This is a genomic window from Pseudomonadota bacterium (assembly GCA_027620075.1).
In the GTDB taxonomy this organism is placed as follows: domain Bacteria; phylum Pseudomonadota; class Alphaproteobacteria; order Rickettsiales; family UBA6187; genus 1-14-0-20-39-49.
The window spans coordinates 291,513-307,038 of sequence record JAQCEY010000002.1; the positions used below are offsets into that span (position 1 = coordinate 291,513).

Consider the following 15,526-nt stretch of genomic DNA (forward strand, 5'->3'; position numbering starts at 1 on the left):
AAATATTTACAATTGAACTTGTATAATTTATAGATTAACTTAAATAAGTTATTTTGCTAACTATAAAAAAATTTGAGCATATGTTACGTAAACAGCCGAAAAGTAAAACGAAAGTATCAAGCGGACAGCCTACAAAAGGTGGCTGGCAAATGGATAAAGCCGAGAAAAATAAAGGGTCGGGTATTAAGAACCTGTTCAAGATGATGTTACTTTTTCTTGGCGTAGGTTTAATCGGTGTAAGTTTCTTTCTTTCTTCGGACGGCGGAGTTGCCTCAATAACCGCTGATGAAAAAAATAACGATAATAACGGTAAGCTAGTTCATGTAACAGGTAAGCTGTCTTCAAAAGCACTTGAAGATCCTATGTTCCTTATAGGGTATGAGGGAGTGGGGCTAAAAAGAATTGTAGAGATGTACCAATGGGTTGAGTCTAACGGCGAGTATGCTAAGGAATGGAAAAGCGAGATAGTTGCTTTATCAGAAGATGCCAGTGACAAGGTTAATCCGCCGGAAATGTCTTTTTTATCAGAGTCGTGGAAGGTTGAAAAAGTAGATTTGGGAACTTTCGGTCTTTCCGAATCCATAGTTGAGAAAGTTGTTAATTACACTCCGTTAGAATTAAATCAGGAAAATTTTTCAAAATTAAATCAGCATGGTCAGGCAGCATTTAAGTTACATGAGGGTATGTATTTTTGGGGGCATGACCAAAATAACCCTTTAATAGGTGATATTAGAGTTAGGTTTGAAGTGGCAGAAGCAGCTACATATTCGGTTCTTGCCAAACAAACAGGCGGTAATTTAAGTGCATATAGCGATGGAGGAGCTACGATAGAGAAGGTAGCCAGAGGCAACGTTAGCTTAGAAACAATGCTAAAAGGCGTTGATTCTGTCGGTGGCGGCATTATGCCTCTTATACTTAGAGTTATTGGCGGTATTTCATTCGTTTTATTCGTATTAACAATAGTGCTCGGCAAGAAAAATTCTTCAAAAGCGGCTAAAGAACAAGTGGCTGACGGTAAAGAAGCGGTATCCGACAATCAACCTCAACAGAATACGGATAGCATTCCGGCTTCTACTGAAAATAAAACTGCGGCAATTGATGACGGATTTAATTCCGATAACATTGATGATGAAGTTTTAGAAGATATTGAAATGCAGGAAGACGGGTATGGTTACGAACCCGAAGATACCGGCAACGAAAATGCTATGCCCCCTTCTCTTGCCGCCGCCGAAGAGACTTATGACAACTTTAGCGACGACATTCCCGAAAACATAGATATGCCTTACGAAGACGACGATGACGATAACGAAGTGCCGGAAGGGATAGAGATTATAGGCGGTGATGACTTTGAAGAAGAATCACCCAGAGCGGATTCATCGGAATTTGAATCTTCACCTGAAGAATACGAGACAGAAGACGATAACGAAACCTCGGAAGGAATCGAAATTATAGAAGAAGAGCTTGATGAATTGCCTGAAACAGACGATAACGATTCCTTAGAGTTCGAGTCGCTATCTGAAGACGAACAAGAAGATGATAACGAACCTGAAGGGATTGAGATTATAGACGAAGATGACTTCGAAGAAGAAGTGCCGAAAAAAAATTCATTGGAATTTGAACCTTCATCTAAAGCACCCGAACCTGATGATAACGAAGTACCTGAAGCAATTGATATTATAGAAGAGGGACTTGATGTATTGCCTGAAACCGAAGATGATAGCCCGCTAGAGTTTGAACCGTTATCCGAAGATAAACAAGAATATGACGATATTATCATTGAAGATTTTGAAGAAGAATTCAATGAAGGTGGCACTGCCGAAGCTGAAAATGCGGAAGAAGTTCCCGACTTACCCAATCCGAGGGAATTTTTAAATAAAAACCCAAGCGGTAACGCCGAGGAAAATCTTGTGGAAGAAGATGAAGTATCATTTGAAATAGATGCCGGTAATATCCCTGATAACTTTGATCCGAATGCAGAAATGGAAATAGACACGGACGAAGATATAGAAATTGATTACGACGCATATATTGACGAAGAGCCTGACACTGATACCGAAAGCAATGATGAGAAAAAATAGCCATACTCACCATACTATGGTCTGACCGTAATATCCGAGGATATAATGCAAAACTCCCTCCTCCTTTGGGAGAGGGTTGGGGTGAGGGATTTTTTCAACATATACTTTAATTACAAGCTAAGACCTCTGCATAATACGTCATCGCCTGAATTTGTGAAACAAATTATAGGGCGATCTCATGAGATTACCCTATAATTGCCTTTGGCAATTCGGGTAATGACGAGCTTTATTTGCATTATGCAGAGGTCTTAAGCTACTGCGTTTGTTGAAACACCCCTCCCTCTTCCTAACCTTCTCCCAAAGGGAGAAGGGACTAAGATTTGAACTTTATGCAAAAGTCGCAAGCTACTATTCCATAACAATATCAGCGGTTTGGATACCTTTTGAACGTAAGAATGTAAGAAGGCTCATAAGACGGTCAATCGTAGCGTTTTTATCTCCGTACACAACCACCTTCTTTTCCGGTGAGTTACCGTAAGCATCAATAAGGGATTTTTTGAATAACTCAAAATCTTCGAATTTTTGTTCATTTATTGCCCACATTTTTTCTTCTGCAAAAATGGTGATTTTTATTGTATCTTCTTCAGTCAACACCTTTAAAGCGTCCTCTTTGTCCTCCGGAAGAGTTACATCAAAAACCTGTTGCATTGTATTGGTAGTCAGCACCAGAAAAATGATAAGCATGAACATTACATCAAGAAGAGGTGTAAGGTCGGGTATCAAATCTGACATTATTCCTTTGCGTTCGGAGCCTGAATTTACATCAATCATATTTAAATCTTCACGCCTTCAAGTTTTAACGAAAGCCTGTTTAACTCGGTTTCATATGCCGATATTCTTGTTTCCCTCATTCTTGCAAAGATAAATGCGGCAAATAAACAAGGCAATGCAACGATTAAACCCGCTGCGGTCGTTAACATAGCAGTCCAAAGACCCTCTGCAATTAAAGCAGGATATACAGGCCCTTCATGTGTCGCTATTTTTTTGAAAGACTCGATAATTCCAAGCACAGTTCCAAGCAGCCCCAGCATAGGGCTAACAACGGCAATTACCCTTAATATCTTGATACCGAAATCATAAGGCTTTTTTGCCTGCGTTAATAAAAAAGTCGCAAGCTCGTCCCGTATGCTCTTTGGTTGCCGAGAATTTTCTTCTAAGATATGTTTTATTTCATGGAAAACCCTACACTTGTCAACAGGCGGTAATTTTAAATAAAAGATTATACGTTCAAATATTATCGCCAACCCTATTAAGGATAGTATCATTATCGGAATGCCAAGAAAGCCTATATATTGTAATTTATCCATTTTTTTCTACTTTAAAACAAATTCGTACGGAGCCTTAACCCACTGTCTGGTAGGCACGTTATTCACATATGACGGTTCAAACTTCCACTTCCATGCAACTTGCATAACGGCTTCATCTAAAATTCTATATCCCGACGACTCAAACAACTCCACATCTTTTATTACACCGTCAATATCAATAAGAGCCTTTATAACAACCTTTCCTTCTAAACCCAACATTAAAGCTCTTTTCGGGTATTTGGGAGAAACCCTTACACCTTTAAATGAAGCATCTTTAATAAAACTGTTATTTGCAACGTCTTTTATAGGATAATCGGTTTTTTCTTCAACCGATTCCTCAATATACTTATCTTTCACTTCTTCACGGGCTATAGGCTCTTCAAACAAGGAGGCGTTCGGCAGTGGCTTGGCAATCTCGGCTTCTTTTAATACCGCAACCTGCTTTTCAGACTTAACTATCTTTTTTAACGGCGTTTTTTCAAATGCAGGTTTAGGTTTTGTAAAATTCAGGACTACAGAAGATCTTTCAATAGCACTAATGCCGTTATCATAAAACTCCGTTTGTTTTACAAAATACAAAAATGCAGCCAGTACAACAACATGGAGCGTTAATGAAGCACCTGTAGCAGTACCTATCCGGCAGAATTTTCCACTGTTATTTAACAATACGGACATGTTTTTTGATAATATTTTTTATATTATAAACCCTTATGGCGGATTTATAACAGTTTTTATTTTTTATTGCAATTAATAATGATTCTTATTGACATATATTTTTTCGGAGTTTATGAACTTGAGAATCACTTGCAAAAAAAACAAAGGAAATTAAAATGGCAAATAAAATTTCACTAAAAACATTTTTAGCATCAACCTCATTGATGACTGTTATGACTACAAGTGCCTTGGCAAATACGACTAAAGAGCTTGAAAGGGTTATGGTTATAGGCGGTCAGGATAAGGTAGCGGAAATTACAGGTTCTGCCCACTATGTGGGAGAAGAAGAATTAGATAAATATAATTATAATGATATAAACCGAGTATTAAGACAGGTTCCGGGTGTAACTATTCAGGAAGAAGAAGGGTACGGAAACAGACCTAATATCGGAATCAGAGGCGGACGTTCGGAGCGTAGTGCCGATATTACTTTGATGGAAGACGGCGTACTAATCGCCCCTGCCCCATATTCTGCACCGGCGGCTTATTATTTTCCAAGAGTTGACAGAATGGAAGCCGTTGAGGTTCGTAAAGGCTCAAGTACTATCAAATTCGGTCCTAGAACAACATCAGGTGCGGTAAATTTAGTATCAAGTTCGATTCCTGCCCAATCAGAGGGAAAGGCATTACTTGCATATGGTGATGATAATACACAAAGAGCGCAACTAAATTACGGTAACACACACGGTAGATTCGGATATGTTATAGACTTAGGTCATGAAGCTACCGACGGCTTCAAATCAATTGACGCAGTTGGCGGTGACACGGGATTTTCGATTCAGGACGTTATGGCTAAGTTTAGGGTAACCAGCGACCCTAACGCCGAAATATACCAACATATCGAGTTTAAGGTCGGAGCTACGGAAGAAGATTCTGACGAAACTTACTTAGGTCTTTCACAAGCTGATTTTGATGCTGACCCGTTCAGAAGATACGCAGCATCACAAGTTGATAATATGGACGCAGACCACCAGCAATTCCAGATAAGACACTATATCGAGCCTACCGATAACTGGGATATAACCACCACGGCATATAGAAACCAATTTGCACGTAACTGGTATAAACTGCAAAGTGTAGAAATCGGCGGTGCAACGCTTGGTACGGCAGATGCTATTGATAGTGCCGCATATCTTGCAGCATTAAAAGGACAGACAGACCTTGCGGGCGATGCTAATAATAACCTTGCCGTACGTGCTAATAACCGTGATTATGTTTCGCAAGGAATACAAACTAACGTGGGTCACCAGTTTGATTATGGAAAAACAAGTCACGATATAGAATTCGGTATTCGTTACCACTATGATGAGGAAGACCGCTTCCAGCATCAGGATTTATATAGCATCACCGGCGGCGTTATGAGCTTAACTTCAGCAGGAGCTCCGGGTAGCAACGCAAACCGTGTCGGTTCAGCCCATGCTACGGCTTTATTTATTGAAGATGAGATAAAATATGAAAACTGGACTATAGTTCCCGGTATCCGTTATGAACATATTGAACTCAAACGTGAAAACAGGGCAAACGGTCAGGTTCATGAAAACGACCTTGATGTTGTTGTTCCGGGAATCGGAATTGCCTACCAGATAAATGATGCAACAAGCGTATTTGGTGGAGTACATAAAGGTTTTGCTCCTCCGGGACCATCTACTAACACATCACAAGACCCCGAGGAAAGCATAAACTACGAGTTTGGAGTCCGCTTTACTGAAAATGCATTCAAAACAGAAGCTGTTGCATTTTATAATGACTATGACAACCTGCTTGGTGAAGAAACGTTATCAGGTGGTGGCGGCACAGGTACAGGAGAGCAATTCAACGGCGGTCAGGTAGATGTTTACGGCGTTGAGATAGGTCTGGAATATGACTTTTCAGCATTACTTGACGATTCAAAATATAAATTCCCGGTCGGAATCGGCTATACATATACAAAAGCTGAATTTGGAAGCAGCTTCGATAGTGCCTTTGATGAATGGGGTAGCGTAACAGATGGCGACGAGTTGCCGTATGTTCCTGAACATCAGGTTTATATTTCGGCAGGAGTTGAGGCTGAAAAATGGGCTTTGAACGCATCTGCTAAATATGTTGACGAGATGAGAACGGTTGCCGGAAGCGGCTCTATTCCGTCAGGATCGGGTACTGATGAGCATATAATACTTGATATAGCAGGTGAATATGAGGTTTATAAGAACACCCGTGTGTTTGCTACGCTTCATAACGTAACTGACGAGGAATATGTTGCGGCTCGACGCCCTGCCGGAGCAAGACCGGGAGCCCCTCGTACTTTACTTGCCGGTTTAAAACTTAAATTCTAAAAATTACTTTTTTTCATTTTGTTTACAGGCTCTATTAGCAATAATAGGGCCTGTGTTTTTTAACATATTGGTGTTTATCGTGAATTACAGTAAATTTGAATTTAATTTACTGTAATTAGCATGGATTTATTAATATTCCTTTATAACCTCGTAAGCTGCGTTACATTCCTCTGTTTGCATATTAATATCAAGGAAGTACCAGTTATTTTCGATTAATTCTTTGCATTTGCCTATATATATTATATTCGCCTCTAAGGGGTTTTGTTCGAAAAAATCTAATTTTTCTTTATATTTTGCTTCATCTAATATCTTATCGGTGTGATTAGCAAGTATATCCGATACTACCTGACAATGCGTATCTAACTTAATCATGTTTGATTTACACCATTTTAGTTTATATTTTGCTTCTAAAATATTACTTTTGTAATGCTGCTTATAATTTTCTATCTGTTTTTTGTCTTCAGATATTTTTTCAAGCACTTTTAAAGACATTTCACAATCATGAAGGCTATGCACAATTCCTTTGACGCATTTTTCTTTTATGCCTTGAGTCATTTCAATGTTATCAAGGTAATAGCTTTCATTCTTTTTTAAAGCGTTTAGTTTTTCAAGTTCCTGTTCTTTTTTTATTCTATTTAACCTTTTTTGTTCTGCCCTTGCGGCTTCACATTCTTCGTCTTTGATATTTTCATCATATTCATACCATTGATTTGCAAAAACAAGTTTACACCTTCCGGCAAGAAGGTCTTGCGCCTTATCGGGATTTTCTGCAAAGTATTTCCTGTAATAATTTTTATATTCTTTTTTGGCTTTTTCTCGTTCTTCTTCAAGTCTTTGTGCCGATTCCAACAACTCGGCAATAACATTTAAGGCTGCGAGGCAGTCTAAGGCTGAAACTTTGGCTCTTGTTTTATTTTCTATGCAGCTTACCATAAAATCTTCGGCTAATTTATGTTCTTTTGAAAAATAGTCGGTAAGGGACTGGTATTTTTTTGAATTAAATGAATTTGTATCGGTAATATTTTGAATGAATTGTTCTTTGTATTTACTTAATAGTTTTAATAATTCGATTTTATCATTTTTGATTTTCTGCTCATTTATGGCAGCCTGAACAGCCTGACACTCATCATTTTCTATAAAAATACTTGCACTGTTTTTTGGAGAAAACTCTTTGCATTTTGTTTTTAATAATTTTTGAGCCTCGGCAAGATTGCTTCTGAAATAATTCAAGTGCCTTTCAAATTCAACTTGATTTCTGTTTTTACTGACGGTTTCGTTATATATTTTAAATGCCGTTTCACATTTAGTGCTATCTGTTTCAATTTTTTCCTGACATTTTGTTACGGTATCTCTGGCAGCTAGAATGTTTCCCCTGTAGAACTCTTCAAGGGATATTTTTTTTTCTTTAATTTCTTCGTGTTCTTTTAACGCAACGGACGCATACCGGCATATAGTCGGATCTATTTTTTGCGTCTGACAGTCGGTGTCGGTTTTCTTGGCTTCTATTATATTTCTTTTAAAGTATTCAAGATTCTTTTCAATGTTGCCGTCGATTATTTTTTGATTATTTTTTGATTGTTCTATTTCTTCCAACTCTTCTTTTGCCGCTTCACATTCGATATCATGTAGCGATGTATCCTCATCATATTGCGGATTGGAAAATAGTTCACCACACTTATTATCCATAACTTCTTCTAGTCTGTTAGGGAATTTTTTGAATAATTTTCTATAATCATCAAATGATAATGATTCTTCTTCCGTATCAGGCGGACTTTCTTCGACAGGCTGTTCAAATACCTCTTTGATTATGGCTTGCTTTTCTTCGGATTCTTTTAGCTTTTTTAGCCCCTCTTCAGCAGCTTGGCATACTTTATTTTCAGCTTCAATATCGCTTGGACATTGTTCGCTCAATAATTTTTCTGCCTCTTCTTTATGCAGGGTAAAATAAGATGCATTTTTTTCTACCTCTAATGCACATAAAAAAATGAGAGATATTATGCAAAATAAAACCTTTCTTGTATCGATTTTGAAAAAATACAAAGCTAACCTGTGCTAAACCTGATTTAAAGAACGTTTAACCATTAATTTTTTTTACTTCTTCCAGCACTTCTTCTACATGACCTTTTACTTTAACCTTTCTCCACACTTGTCTTACTATCCCTTCCTTGTCTATCAGAAAAGTTGAACGGTCGATTCCCATATATTTCTTTCCGTACATGTTTTTTTCTATCCATGATCCGTATTTAGGGATTACATCAAGATTTTCGTCCGAAAGAAGTGTTATTTTAAGCGATTTCATGCTCTTGAAGTGTTCGTGTGTTTGCGGGTCATCTTTTGAAACACCGAAAATAATCGTATCATTTTTAGAGAATTCTTCCAACTTCTCCGTAAAGTCAATTGCCTGCTGCGTACAGCCGGGAGTGTTATCTTTCGGGTAAAAATACAGCACGATATTTTTGTTCTTTTGTTTTGATAAAGTTACTTCATCAAATTTATCCGATTTTAATGTAAAATCAGGTGCTTTTTCGCCTTGTCCTGCCGTGTTCATAAAAATCCTCTTCCTTATTTTTAATATATACTTTATACATACTTAAATTTTGATACACTCATTATTTACCTGTGTAAAATAGTTTTTTTTAATGTACAATCTTTTATAGATTTAGGATTGTTCGATAAATATAGATTTTATTCAAAATTAGCAAATAACAGTGATTATACGAAGTCTTAAATTTTCTACAAAATTGGTATTGATACTTAGTATATTATTTATACTTGGTTGTGCATCTTTGTTTGCATGGATTCTAACCGGTCCACGCTCCCTGTCTTCGATAACTCCGTCTATTGAACGTGAATTAAGTTCACTAAGCAAGAATATAAATGTTACTATAGAGGAGAGCTTCATAAAGTGGGATAAGGAAGAAAAGGCGATAGTTATTGAAGCAAGCGGCATTTCGGTATTAAACCGTAAATCCAATATACCCGTTGCAAGATTCCCCAAAATAGCATTTGATTTCAGCTTGCTGAACCTTTTGAGAGGCAATTTGGTGTCGTCTGATATAACCCTGATAAATCCGAGTTTTTATTTAGATACCACAAAAAAATCTTTATATTTTGATAGCAAAGAAAAAGATGATGTTGAAGCAAATTCGGCTTTTAATGATGTAGTAGAGTCTTTAAAAAAAGGGGAGTATAGTTTTCCTGTAAACAGCATACGCCTTAAAAACGCAGATTTGTTTATTAGTAACGGTTTTAGCGATTTTGTCTGGCATGCTAAAGACGGATATATAAGAATTGATAAAAAAAGTAAGGTAATATCCGAACTGAATCTGAATTTCGGGAAGGAAATGACATATCTGGGAGCTGAAATTTCCTATAAAGAGGGTGTGTATGATAACCAGTTAAAATTTAAGGATTTGCCAAGTTATATTTTATCCGATCTGTTCCCTGATAATGATATATTGAAAAACGTAAATTTAATCTCATCGGGTAATGTAAATTTTTTGATATCCGAAGAAGGGGAAATGATTCAAACCGAATTTGATATCGGTAGCGTTACGGGTGAAGTTGAGCTTTTAAAAGCTTTTGCTGAGAAATTTAAAATTTTAGGAGCGAAAGCTAAGGGTAGTTTTTACGATGGTTTTTCAATGTTAACACTGGATAAGTTTGACGCAAAAATTGACGACTCCATAGTTTTGATATCGGGCAAATTCGCAAATTTACTTCCCTCCCCTGATTTTGCACCGTTAATTAAGGCAGATGTTACGGTCAAAGATTTTAAAGTTAATAATTTGCATAAATACTGGCCCATATTATTGGGAGAGGAGGTTAGAGGTTGGGTTGTCGATAATATTACAGGAGCTGAGGTTGCCAAAGCAACGGGTAGTTTTAATTTTACGCCCGAATATTTTAACCGCATGTACGAATGGAACCGAAGCGGCAAAGTCGGTCCTATACCTCGCATGGCCGAAAATGCAATTGATGCCTTGATAGAAGTGGAAAACGGTAAAGTCACGTACATGGAACCATATCCGCACATAGATGATATTTCCGGCACTGTAAGTTTTACCGGAAAAGAGATGAAAGTAAATGTAAAGAGTGCAAAGATACGGGATTCCTTGGTTAATAATGCGGTTGTAATTATTGAGGATATGTACGAAAAAAACTCTCCTGTTAAAATAACCGGCGAGTTTAACGCTTATGTACGGGATTCCATAGCTTTTCTTAAACCTGCCTTAAAAAAACACAGGCTTACAAAGCATTTAGATAGTATATATCATGCAACCGGCACTTTAAGCGGTAATGTCGGTATATCTTTTCCTATAACTAACAGCTTAAGTTACGACCGGTTTGATATTGAAATTAACTCAAAATTTTCGGACGTAAAACTTCCCGCCTTTATAAACGGGCATGATGTAACGGATTCTTCCTTTGATTTAACATTAAAGGATAATCTACTTAATGTAGACGGTACATTCGGCATTTTGAAAGGCGTTGCAAAGGTATCTTACAACAGGGATATAACGGTTAATAATCAGGCTGACTATACTATTTCAGGTAAATTTACTCCTGAGAAACTTAAGAAGCTCGATATTGCCGACATACCGGAATTTATAAAGAACGAACTGTTCTTAGAAGTAAAAATGCGTGAAAGAGACGGGACAACTTATGCAAATGGAACTGCCGACCTAGCCGAATCCGAGATATCTATTCCCAAAGCTGATTTTTTTAAAGAAGTTAACAAGAAGTCAAAGCTGGTTTTTGCATTAAATAATTACAAGGAAGGGAGTATAAACGAAACAGAGGTTAAAAACTTTGTTCTTTCCGGTGATGATTTTGCAATAAACGGCAGTCTGAAAATAAACAATGCAAAGCTGAATAGTTTAGAGATAAAAAGTGCCTCATATAAAAATAATGATTATTCATTAAGCTACAAGCTTGAAAATAATGCTCATGTAGTACAACTTAACGGAAAAACACTGGATTTAAGTTCGGTTTCATTCGGTGAGTACTTTAAAGACGACAAGACGGACGAAAATAATGCATTTTCGTTTAAGGCTGCCGTTGACAAGGTTTTTATGAAGAATAGCGAGTCTTTATCAAAGTTAACGTTAGATATGGATTGCTCTTCCGAATTATGTTCTTCTATAAATGCTTATGCAAAAGCGGCACGTGATTCATTTGTCGTTTTGAGTGTAAAGCCTGTAGGGAAAAGTTATTCATTTATGCTTGAAACGGACAATGCAGGTTCGGTGATTAATGCTTTTGGCGTTTCAAAGCATATTGAGGGCGGGCGTTTAACTGTCGAATCGACATTTTCTAAGAGTAAAAACGGTTTAGTTGCAAACGGTCTGGTTCAGATACATGATTTTACGGCTATAAAAACGCCTATTTTAGGCAAACTTCTTACATTAGCTTCTTTAAAAGGAATATCCGACCTTCTAAATAATAACGGTATCCGGTTTGAGCGTTTTGCGGCTCCGTTCCATATTTCAAGAGGAGTGATAACCCTGCATGATGCCAAAACGGCAGGTTCTTCTATCGGAATTACTTCGGAGGGAACTATTGACATGAATTCCGGTCATATTGATTTAAGTGGTGCTATAGTTCCGGCATATGAAGTTAATAAAGTTTTAGGGGACATTCCGTTGCTGGGCAATCTATTAGTAGGAAAAAAGAACGAAGGAGTTATAGCCACCAAGTACAGGGTTAAAGGGCCGTATGAAGACGTTAAGATAACGGTAAATCCTTTGACTATATTAACTCCGGGCTTTTTGAGGAATATATTTGATATATTTTAACGTGCAAATGGTAGAAACTATCAGACTTTTTTAGATATGGCTATTGCGGTTTTGGTCATAAAAGAAACAGCTCCTCTTAGCAAGGGATATGCCGGAGCTTCTTTTGCATGATTTGCTATCCCTAAGTCCCTATGTTCAATTTCTTCATCACGGAACTTTTTGATTTTTTTCTTTAATTCGGCTTCATCATCAGACAGATTATCAAGCTGCTCCTGATAATGCTTCTCTATAACGTCTTCCACCGCTTCGGTGCATGCCATAGCTGCTTTTTCTCCCATAAGTGCCGTAGCCGCACCTAAGGCAAAAGCACCCACATGCCACACGGGCATCATAACCGTAGGTCTTACCCTGCGATTGGATATTTCATTCTCAAAATATTGCAGATGCTCTTCTTCCTGCCGTGCCATATGCTTTATGGTTTCATACGAAGCGGACTTTTTCAGGACTGCCATCTGACCGGCATATATCATCTTAGCACCATACTCACCGGCATGGTCTACTCTTATAACCTCATGAACAAATTGTTCATCTTTTATATCACCGGGTAATCTATTCTTTTTTGCCATGTGTTTTTCTGTAGGAATCGGACTTGTTCATCAATCTTATTTCTTTATACATTCTAACCGACATTATCAGCGTTATAAAACCGATAGAAGCGGAAAACATAAAATTCCACCCAGCCATTGATAAGCCCAAAAATACAAACTGCGGTTTATCACACGGAACATTAGGCTTGCCCATTATCTGTGTAGTCATTTCCTCTAAAGTTGAAGGCACTTCATCTTCTCCGACTACGCAGCCATCTGTAAGTGAAAATTTCCCCTGCTCCACACCAACGTGAAAAAAAGCCGTAGCTCCACCTGCTATTAACGCAAGCGAGCATATGAATATCAACATTATTCTTAATGTCTGGAATTTTTTCAAGAATATTGCTATCCCGCTTAGCAGGATAATTACAAAGTACGGTATCCTTTGGTATAAACACAATATACAAGGCTCCATACCGAACACATACTGCGACGTATAAGCACCTGATAATGCTAATATACTAAATATAAAGAGGAATAATGTTATGTTAATACGCATATTATTATATTGCACAAAAAAACATGTTTACACAACAAATTTATTGGGAAATATTAAGGCTTACTATCAAAACTATGGTGCATTACGCCGTTGGGGTGAAATGCGTCAAAAACAAAGGCAAACGTTACTACATAATTAGTATCCTTAAATAACCCTTCCTCAACTTTCTTTATCACCGAAACATTACCTATATCACGGGATAATGATATATTAAAATTGTCCAGAACGGAGTTTTGTAACGGCCTCCAAAAAAGAACTATATCGTTATGTTCTATTTGCTTCATTCTTCTAACCGTTTTTAAAGGCCATGCTTCATCACCTACAACAACCACATATTCCATCGGAGCTATCTCTCCCTTATATTCGCCGTCATATAAATAAGGAATGGTTGCACTATCATAGTCAGGATAAGGACTTGCACCGTAACTTCTTATAATATCATTTGGAACCAAAACCTTGCCGTTAGGCTGCCTTAGCCTGTACATATGAAAAGACTCGACCTTGGAGATAACTTTATTTAGCTCCCTGCCAATCATATCCCCCACAACGGCATCACCCGTATATTGCTGCCACCAGCTTTCGGTTTTCCTGTCATACATTAACCTGTTGGACTTATATAATTTACCCGTACTTCCAAACTCAACTTCTTCACCGTCTATAAGCCTTTCAAACACAATAGATGAATTACACAGCGGACAATATGTAACCGCAATAGGGGTGTTCCCTATCTTATCGTTAATTATCTCATGCCATAAAAGTATTCTGAGCGGATAAGCCCTTGCCTCACCGTTCAGATAAACGGTGATAACCGGCTCGTATCTACGAATATTATCTATCTCATCAACCGTTTTAAAAATCGGATTATCTATAGAAGGTATCCCGTCCTTTTTAGGCCCGCCTTCTATTATGCGGCTATAATCTATAGATGATTTCGTAAAATCGGTTTTAGACCATTCTTTTAGGTATTTTTTGTATAGCTTATCGCTGACTTCTTCCGAGTTTTCAGCAAATGCATTAGATGCAAACAAACTAAATATAACAACTATGACTATATTAAATTTACTCACATCTCACCGCCCTTATGATTGGGACTCCAACAATGTTTTAATATTTGTTATAAAACGATTAAAACTACCTGCCTGTTTAACATCTTCAGACGCAACAAGCGGATACCTTTTTCTTTCCATATTCGGTATCTGTATAAACAAGCTGCCTATTTTATCGCCTTTTTTTATAGGGCTGGCAACCGGACCTTCATACTCTACACCTACTTGTATATCATTTGAAGAAAGCTTCGGTATCAACAGCTCTATATCATCTTGGATTGCAATGCTTACTTCATTTGTCTTTCCTTGCCACACCTGTGCATTATCAACCACCTGCCCTTTTTTGAATAAAGTTTTCATAGCAAAGTTACGGAAACCATAATTTAACAATCTTTCAGCTTCATCGGTTCTGTTAAATTCACTATCCAGACCGTTTACCACAGCCAACACACGGCGACCGTCCTTTTCACCTGAAATAACTATGCCGTAACCACCATCGTCGGTATGACCGGTTTTTAAACCGTCAACACCGATATCCCTAAATAATAAAGAGTTCCTGTTGGCTTGCTTTATATTGCTATATTTATACTCCGCCTTAGCAAAATAATGGTAATATTCCGGAAAATCCTTGATTATACGGCGTGCAAGAATAGTCAGATCCTTAGCCGACATATAATGCCCTTCATCAGGCCAGCCCGTTGAATTTACAAAACGGCTGTTTGTTAAACCTATTCTTTTAGCAGTCTCGTTCATCAACTCCGCAAAAGATTCCTCCGACGAGGAAATACCTTCTGCAACGGTAATACAGGCATCGTTACCCGACTGTACTATTATCCCGTTAAGCAATTCTTCTACGGTCACTCTTTCCGTATGTCTTAGGAACATCTTCGAGCCGCCCTTTTTCCATGCCTCTTCACTGACGGTAAATTCATCATCAAGTTTTAATATGCCGCTCTTTAAACGCTCAAACACGATGTATGCAGTCATCACCTTTGTCATTGACGAAGGTACCATTTTTTCATCGGCATTTTTCTGATACAACACATCTCCGGTATCATAATCCATCAGTGCTGCATACTTCGCCTTAGTATCAAACGCACTTGCGGAAAAAGGTATTAAGATAAGTAATATAAAATAAGCTCTAGCAATCAGTTTTTTCAAAACAAAGACCTTTCTGATATTTAA

Annotated in this window: 12 protein-coding genes; 3 read left to right on the forward strand and 9 right to left on the reverse strand. The window is 37.7% G+C overall.

The window, feature by feature from the left end; all coding sequences use genetic code 11:
• Window positions 1–80: 80 nt before the first annotated feature.
• Window positions 81–2,078, forward strand: coding sequence for a TMEM43 family protein (locus O2942_04455; protein MDA0781501.1), 1,998 nt, complete (start codon window positions 81–83; stop codon window positions 2,076–2,078).
• Between the two features lie 348 nt (window positions 2,079–2,426).
• Here O2942_04455 and O2942_04460 read toward each other — a convergent pair whose 3' ends face one another.
• Genes O2942_04460 through O2942_04470 form a run of 3 tightly spaced genes read right to left on the reverse strand, consistent with a single transcriptional unit; the run spans window position 2,427 to window position 4,060 of the window.
• Window positions 2,427–2,849: a biopolymer transporter ExbD gene (locus O2942_04460; protein ID MDA0781502.1), complete on the reverse strand. Its 423-nt coding sequence runs from the start codon at window positions 2,847–2,849 to the stop codon at window positions 2,427–2,429.
• Between the two features lie 2 nt (window positions 2,850–2,851).
• Window positions 2,852–3,385, reverse strand: a complete 534-nt coding sequence (locus O2942_04465) for a MotA/TolQ/ExbB proton channel family protein (protein MDA0781503.1) — start codon at window positions 3,383–3,385, stop codon at window positions 2,852–2,854.
• Window positions 3,386–3,391: 6 nt separating this feature from the next.
• Entirely contained in the window at window positions 3,392–4,060 is a 669-nt protein-coding gene (locus O2942_04470) for an energy transducer TonB (protein MDA0781504.1), read from the reverse strand.
• Between the two features lie 155 nt (window positions 4,061–4,215).
• Between O2942_04470 and O2942_04475 the strand changes: the two genes are divergently transcribed.
• Window positions 4,216–6,411 carry a TonB-dependent receptor gene (locus O2942_04475; protein ID MDA0781505.1) on the forward strand — a complete coding sequence of 732 codons (2,196 nt, stop codon included), beginning with the start codon at window positions 4,216–4,218 and terminating at the stop codon, window positions 6,409–6,411.
• A gap of 129 nt (window positions 6,412–6,540) precedes the next feature.
• On the opposite strand, the gene O2942_04480 is transcribed toward O2942_04475, so the two are convergent.
• Together O2942_04480 and bcp are read right to left on the reverse strand one after the other, a co-directional pair.
• A complete protein-coding gene (locus tag O2942_04480) occupies window positions 6,541–8,322 on the reverse strand; it encodes a hypothetical protein (GenBank protein MDA0781506.1) in 1,782 nt (593 codons plus the stop codon).
• Between the two features lie 163 nt (window positions 8,323–8,485).
• On the reverse strand, window positions 8,486–8,959 hold the full coding sequence (bcp, locus tag O2942_04485) for a thioredoxin-dependent thiol peroxidase (GenBank protein ID MDA0781507.1): 474 nt from the start codon (window positions 8,957–8,959) through the stop codon (window positions 8,486–8,488).
• A 160-nt stretch (window positions 8,960–9,119) separates the two neighbouring features.
• Between bcp and O2942_04490 the strand changes: the two genes are divergently transcribed.
• Window positions 9,120–12,209, forward strand: a complete 3,090-nt coding sequence (locus tag O2942_04490; GenBank protein ID MDA0781508.1) for an AsmA-like C-terminal domain-containing protein — start codon at window positions 9,120–9,122, stop codon at window positions 12,207–12,209.
• Between the two features lie 20 nt (window positions 12,210–12,229).
• Here O2942_04490 and O2942_04495 read toward each other — a convergent pair whose 3' ends face one another.
• From O2942_04495 to O2942_04510, 4 genes are read right to left on the reverse strand one after another with little or no spacing between them, the layout of a single operon-like run.
• Window positions 12,230–12,775, reverse strand: a complete 546-nt coding sequence (locus tag O2942_04495; GenBank protein ID MDA0781509.1) for a demethoxyubiquinone hydroxylase family protein — start codon at window positions 12,773–12,775, stop codon at window positions 12,230–12,232.
• Window positions 12,759–13,295 carry a disulfide bond formation protein B gene (locus O2942_04500; GenBank protein ID MDA0781510.1) on the reverse strand — a complete coding sequence of 179 codons (537 nt, stop codon included), beginning with the start codon at window positions 13,293–13,295 and terminating at the stop codon, window positions 12,759–12,761. Before O2942_04500 ends, O2942_04495 begins: the two co-directional genes overlap by 17 nt.
• Window positions 13,296–13,348: 53 nt before the next feature.
• The gene (locus O2942_04505; GenBank protein ID MDA0781511.1) at window positions 13,349–14,362 is read right to left on the reverse strand and encodes a DUF3179 domain-containing protein; all 1,014 of its coding nucleotides are present in this window, start codon (window positions 14,360–14,362) and stop codon (window positions 13,349–13,351) included.
• A gap of 12 nt (window positions 14,363–14,374) precedes the next feature.
• Window positions 14,375–15,502: a D-alanyl-D-alanine carboxypeptidase gene (locus O2942_04510; GenBank protein ID MDA0781512.1), complete on the reverse strand. Its 1,128-nt coding sequence runs from the start codon at window positions 15,500–15,502 to the stop codon at window positions 14,375–14,377.
• Window positions 15,503–15,526 lie beyond the last annotated feature (24 nt).

Bases quoted from the DNA above. Each gene is read 5' to 3' on its own strand.
- O2942_04455 (MDA0781501.1), top strand. From the start codon at position 81: ATGTTACGTAAACAGCCGAAAAGTAAAACGAAAGTATCAAGCGGACAG.
- O2942_04460 (MDA0781502.1), bottom strand. From the start codon at position 2,849: ATGATTGATGTAAATTCAGGCTCCGAACGCAAAGGAATAATGTCAGAT.
- O2942_04465 (MDA0781503.1), bottom strand. From the start codon at position 3,385: ATGGATAAATTACAATATATAGGCTTTCTTGGCATTCCGATAATGATA.
- O2942_04470 (MDA0781504.1), bottom strand. From the start codon at position 4,060: ATGTCCGTATTGTTAAATAACAGTGGAAAATTCTGCCGGATAGGTACT.
- O2942_04475 (MDA0781505.1), top strand. From the start codon at position 4,216: ATGGCAAATAAAATTTCACTAAAAACATTTTTAGCATCAACCTCATTG.
- bcp (MDA0781507.1), bottom strand. From the start codon at position 8,959: ATGAACACGGCAGGACAAGGCGAAAAAGCACCTGATTTTACATTAAAA.
- O2942_04495 (MDA0781509.1), bottom strand. From the start codon at position 12,775: ATGGCAAAAAAGAATAGATTACCCGGTGATATAAAAGATGAACAATTT.
- O2942_04500 (MDA0781510.1), bottom strand. From the start codon at position 13,295: ATGCGTATTAACATAACATTATTCCTCTTTATATTTAGTATATTAGCA.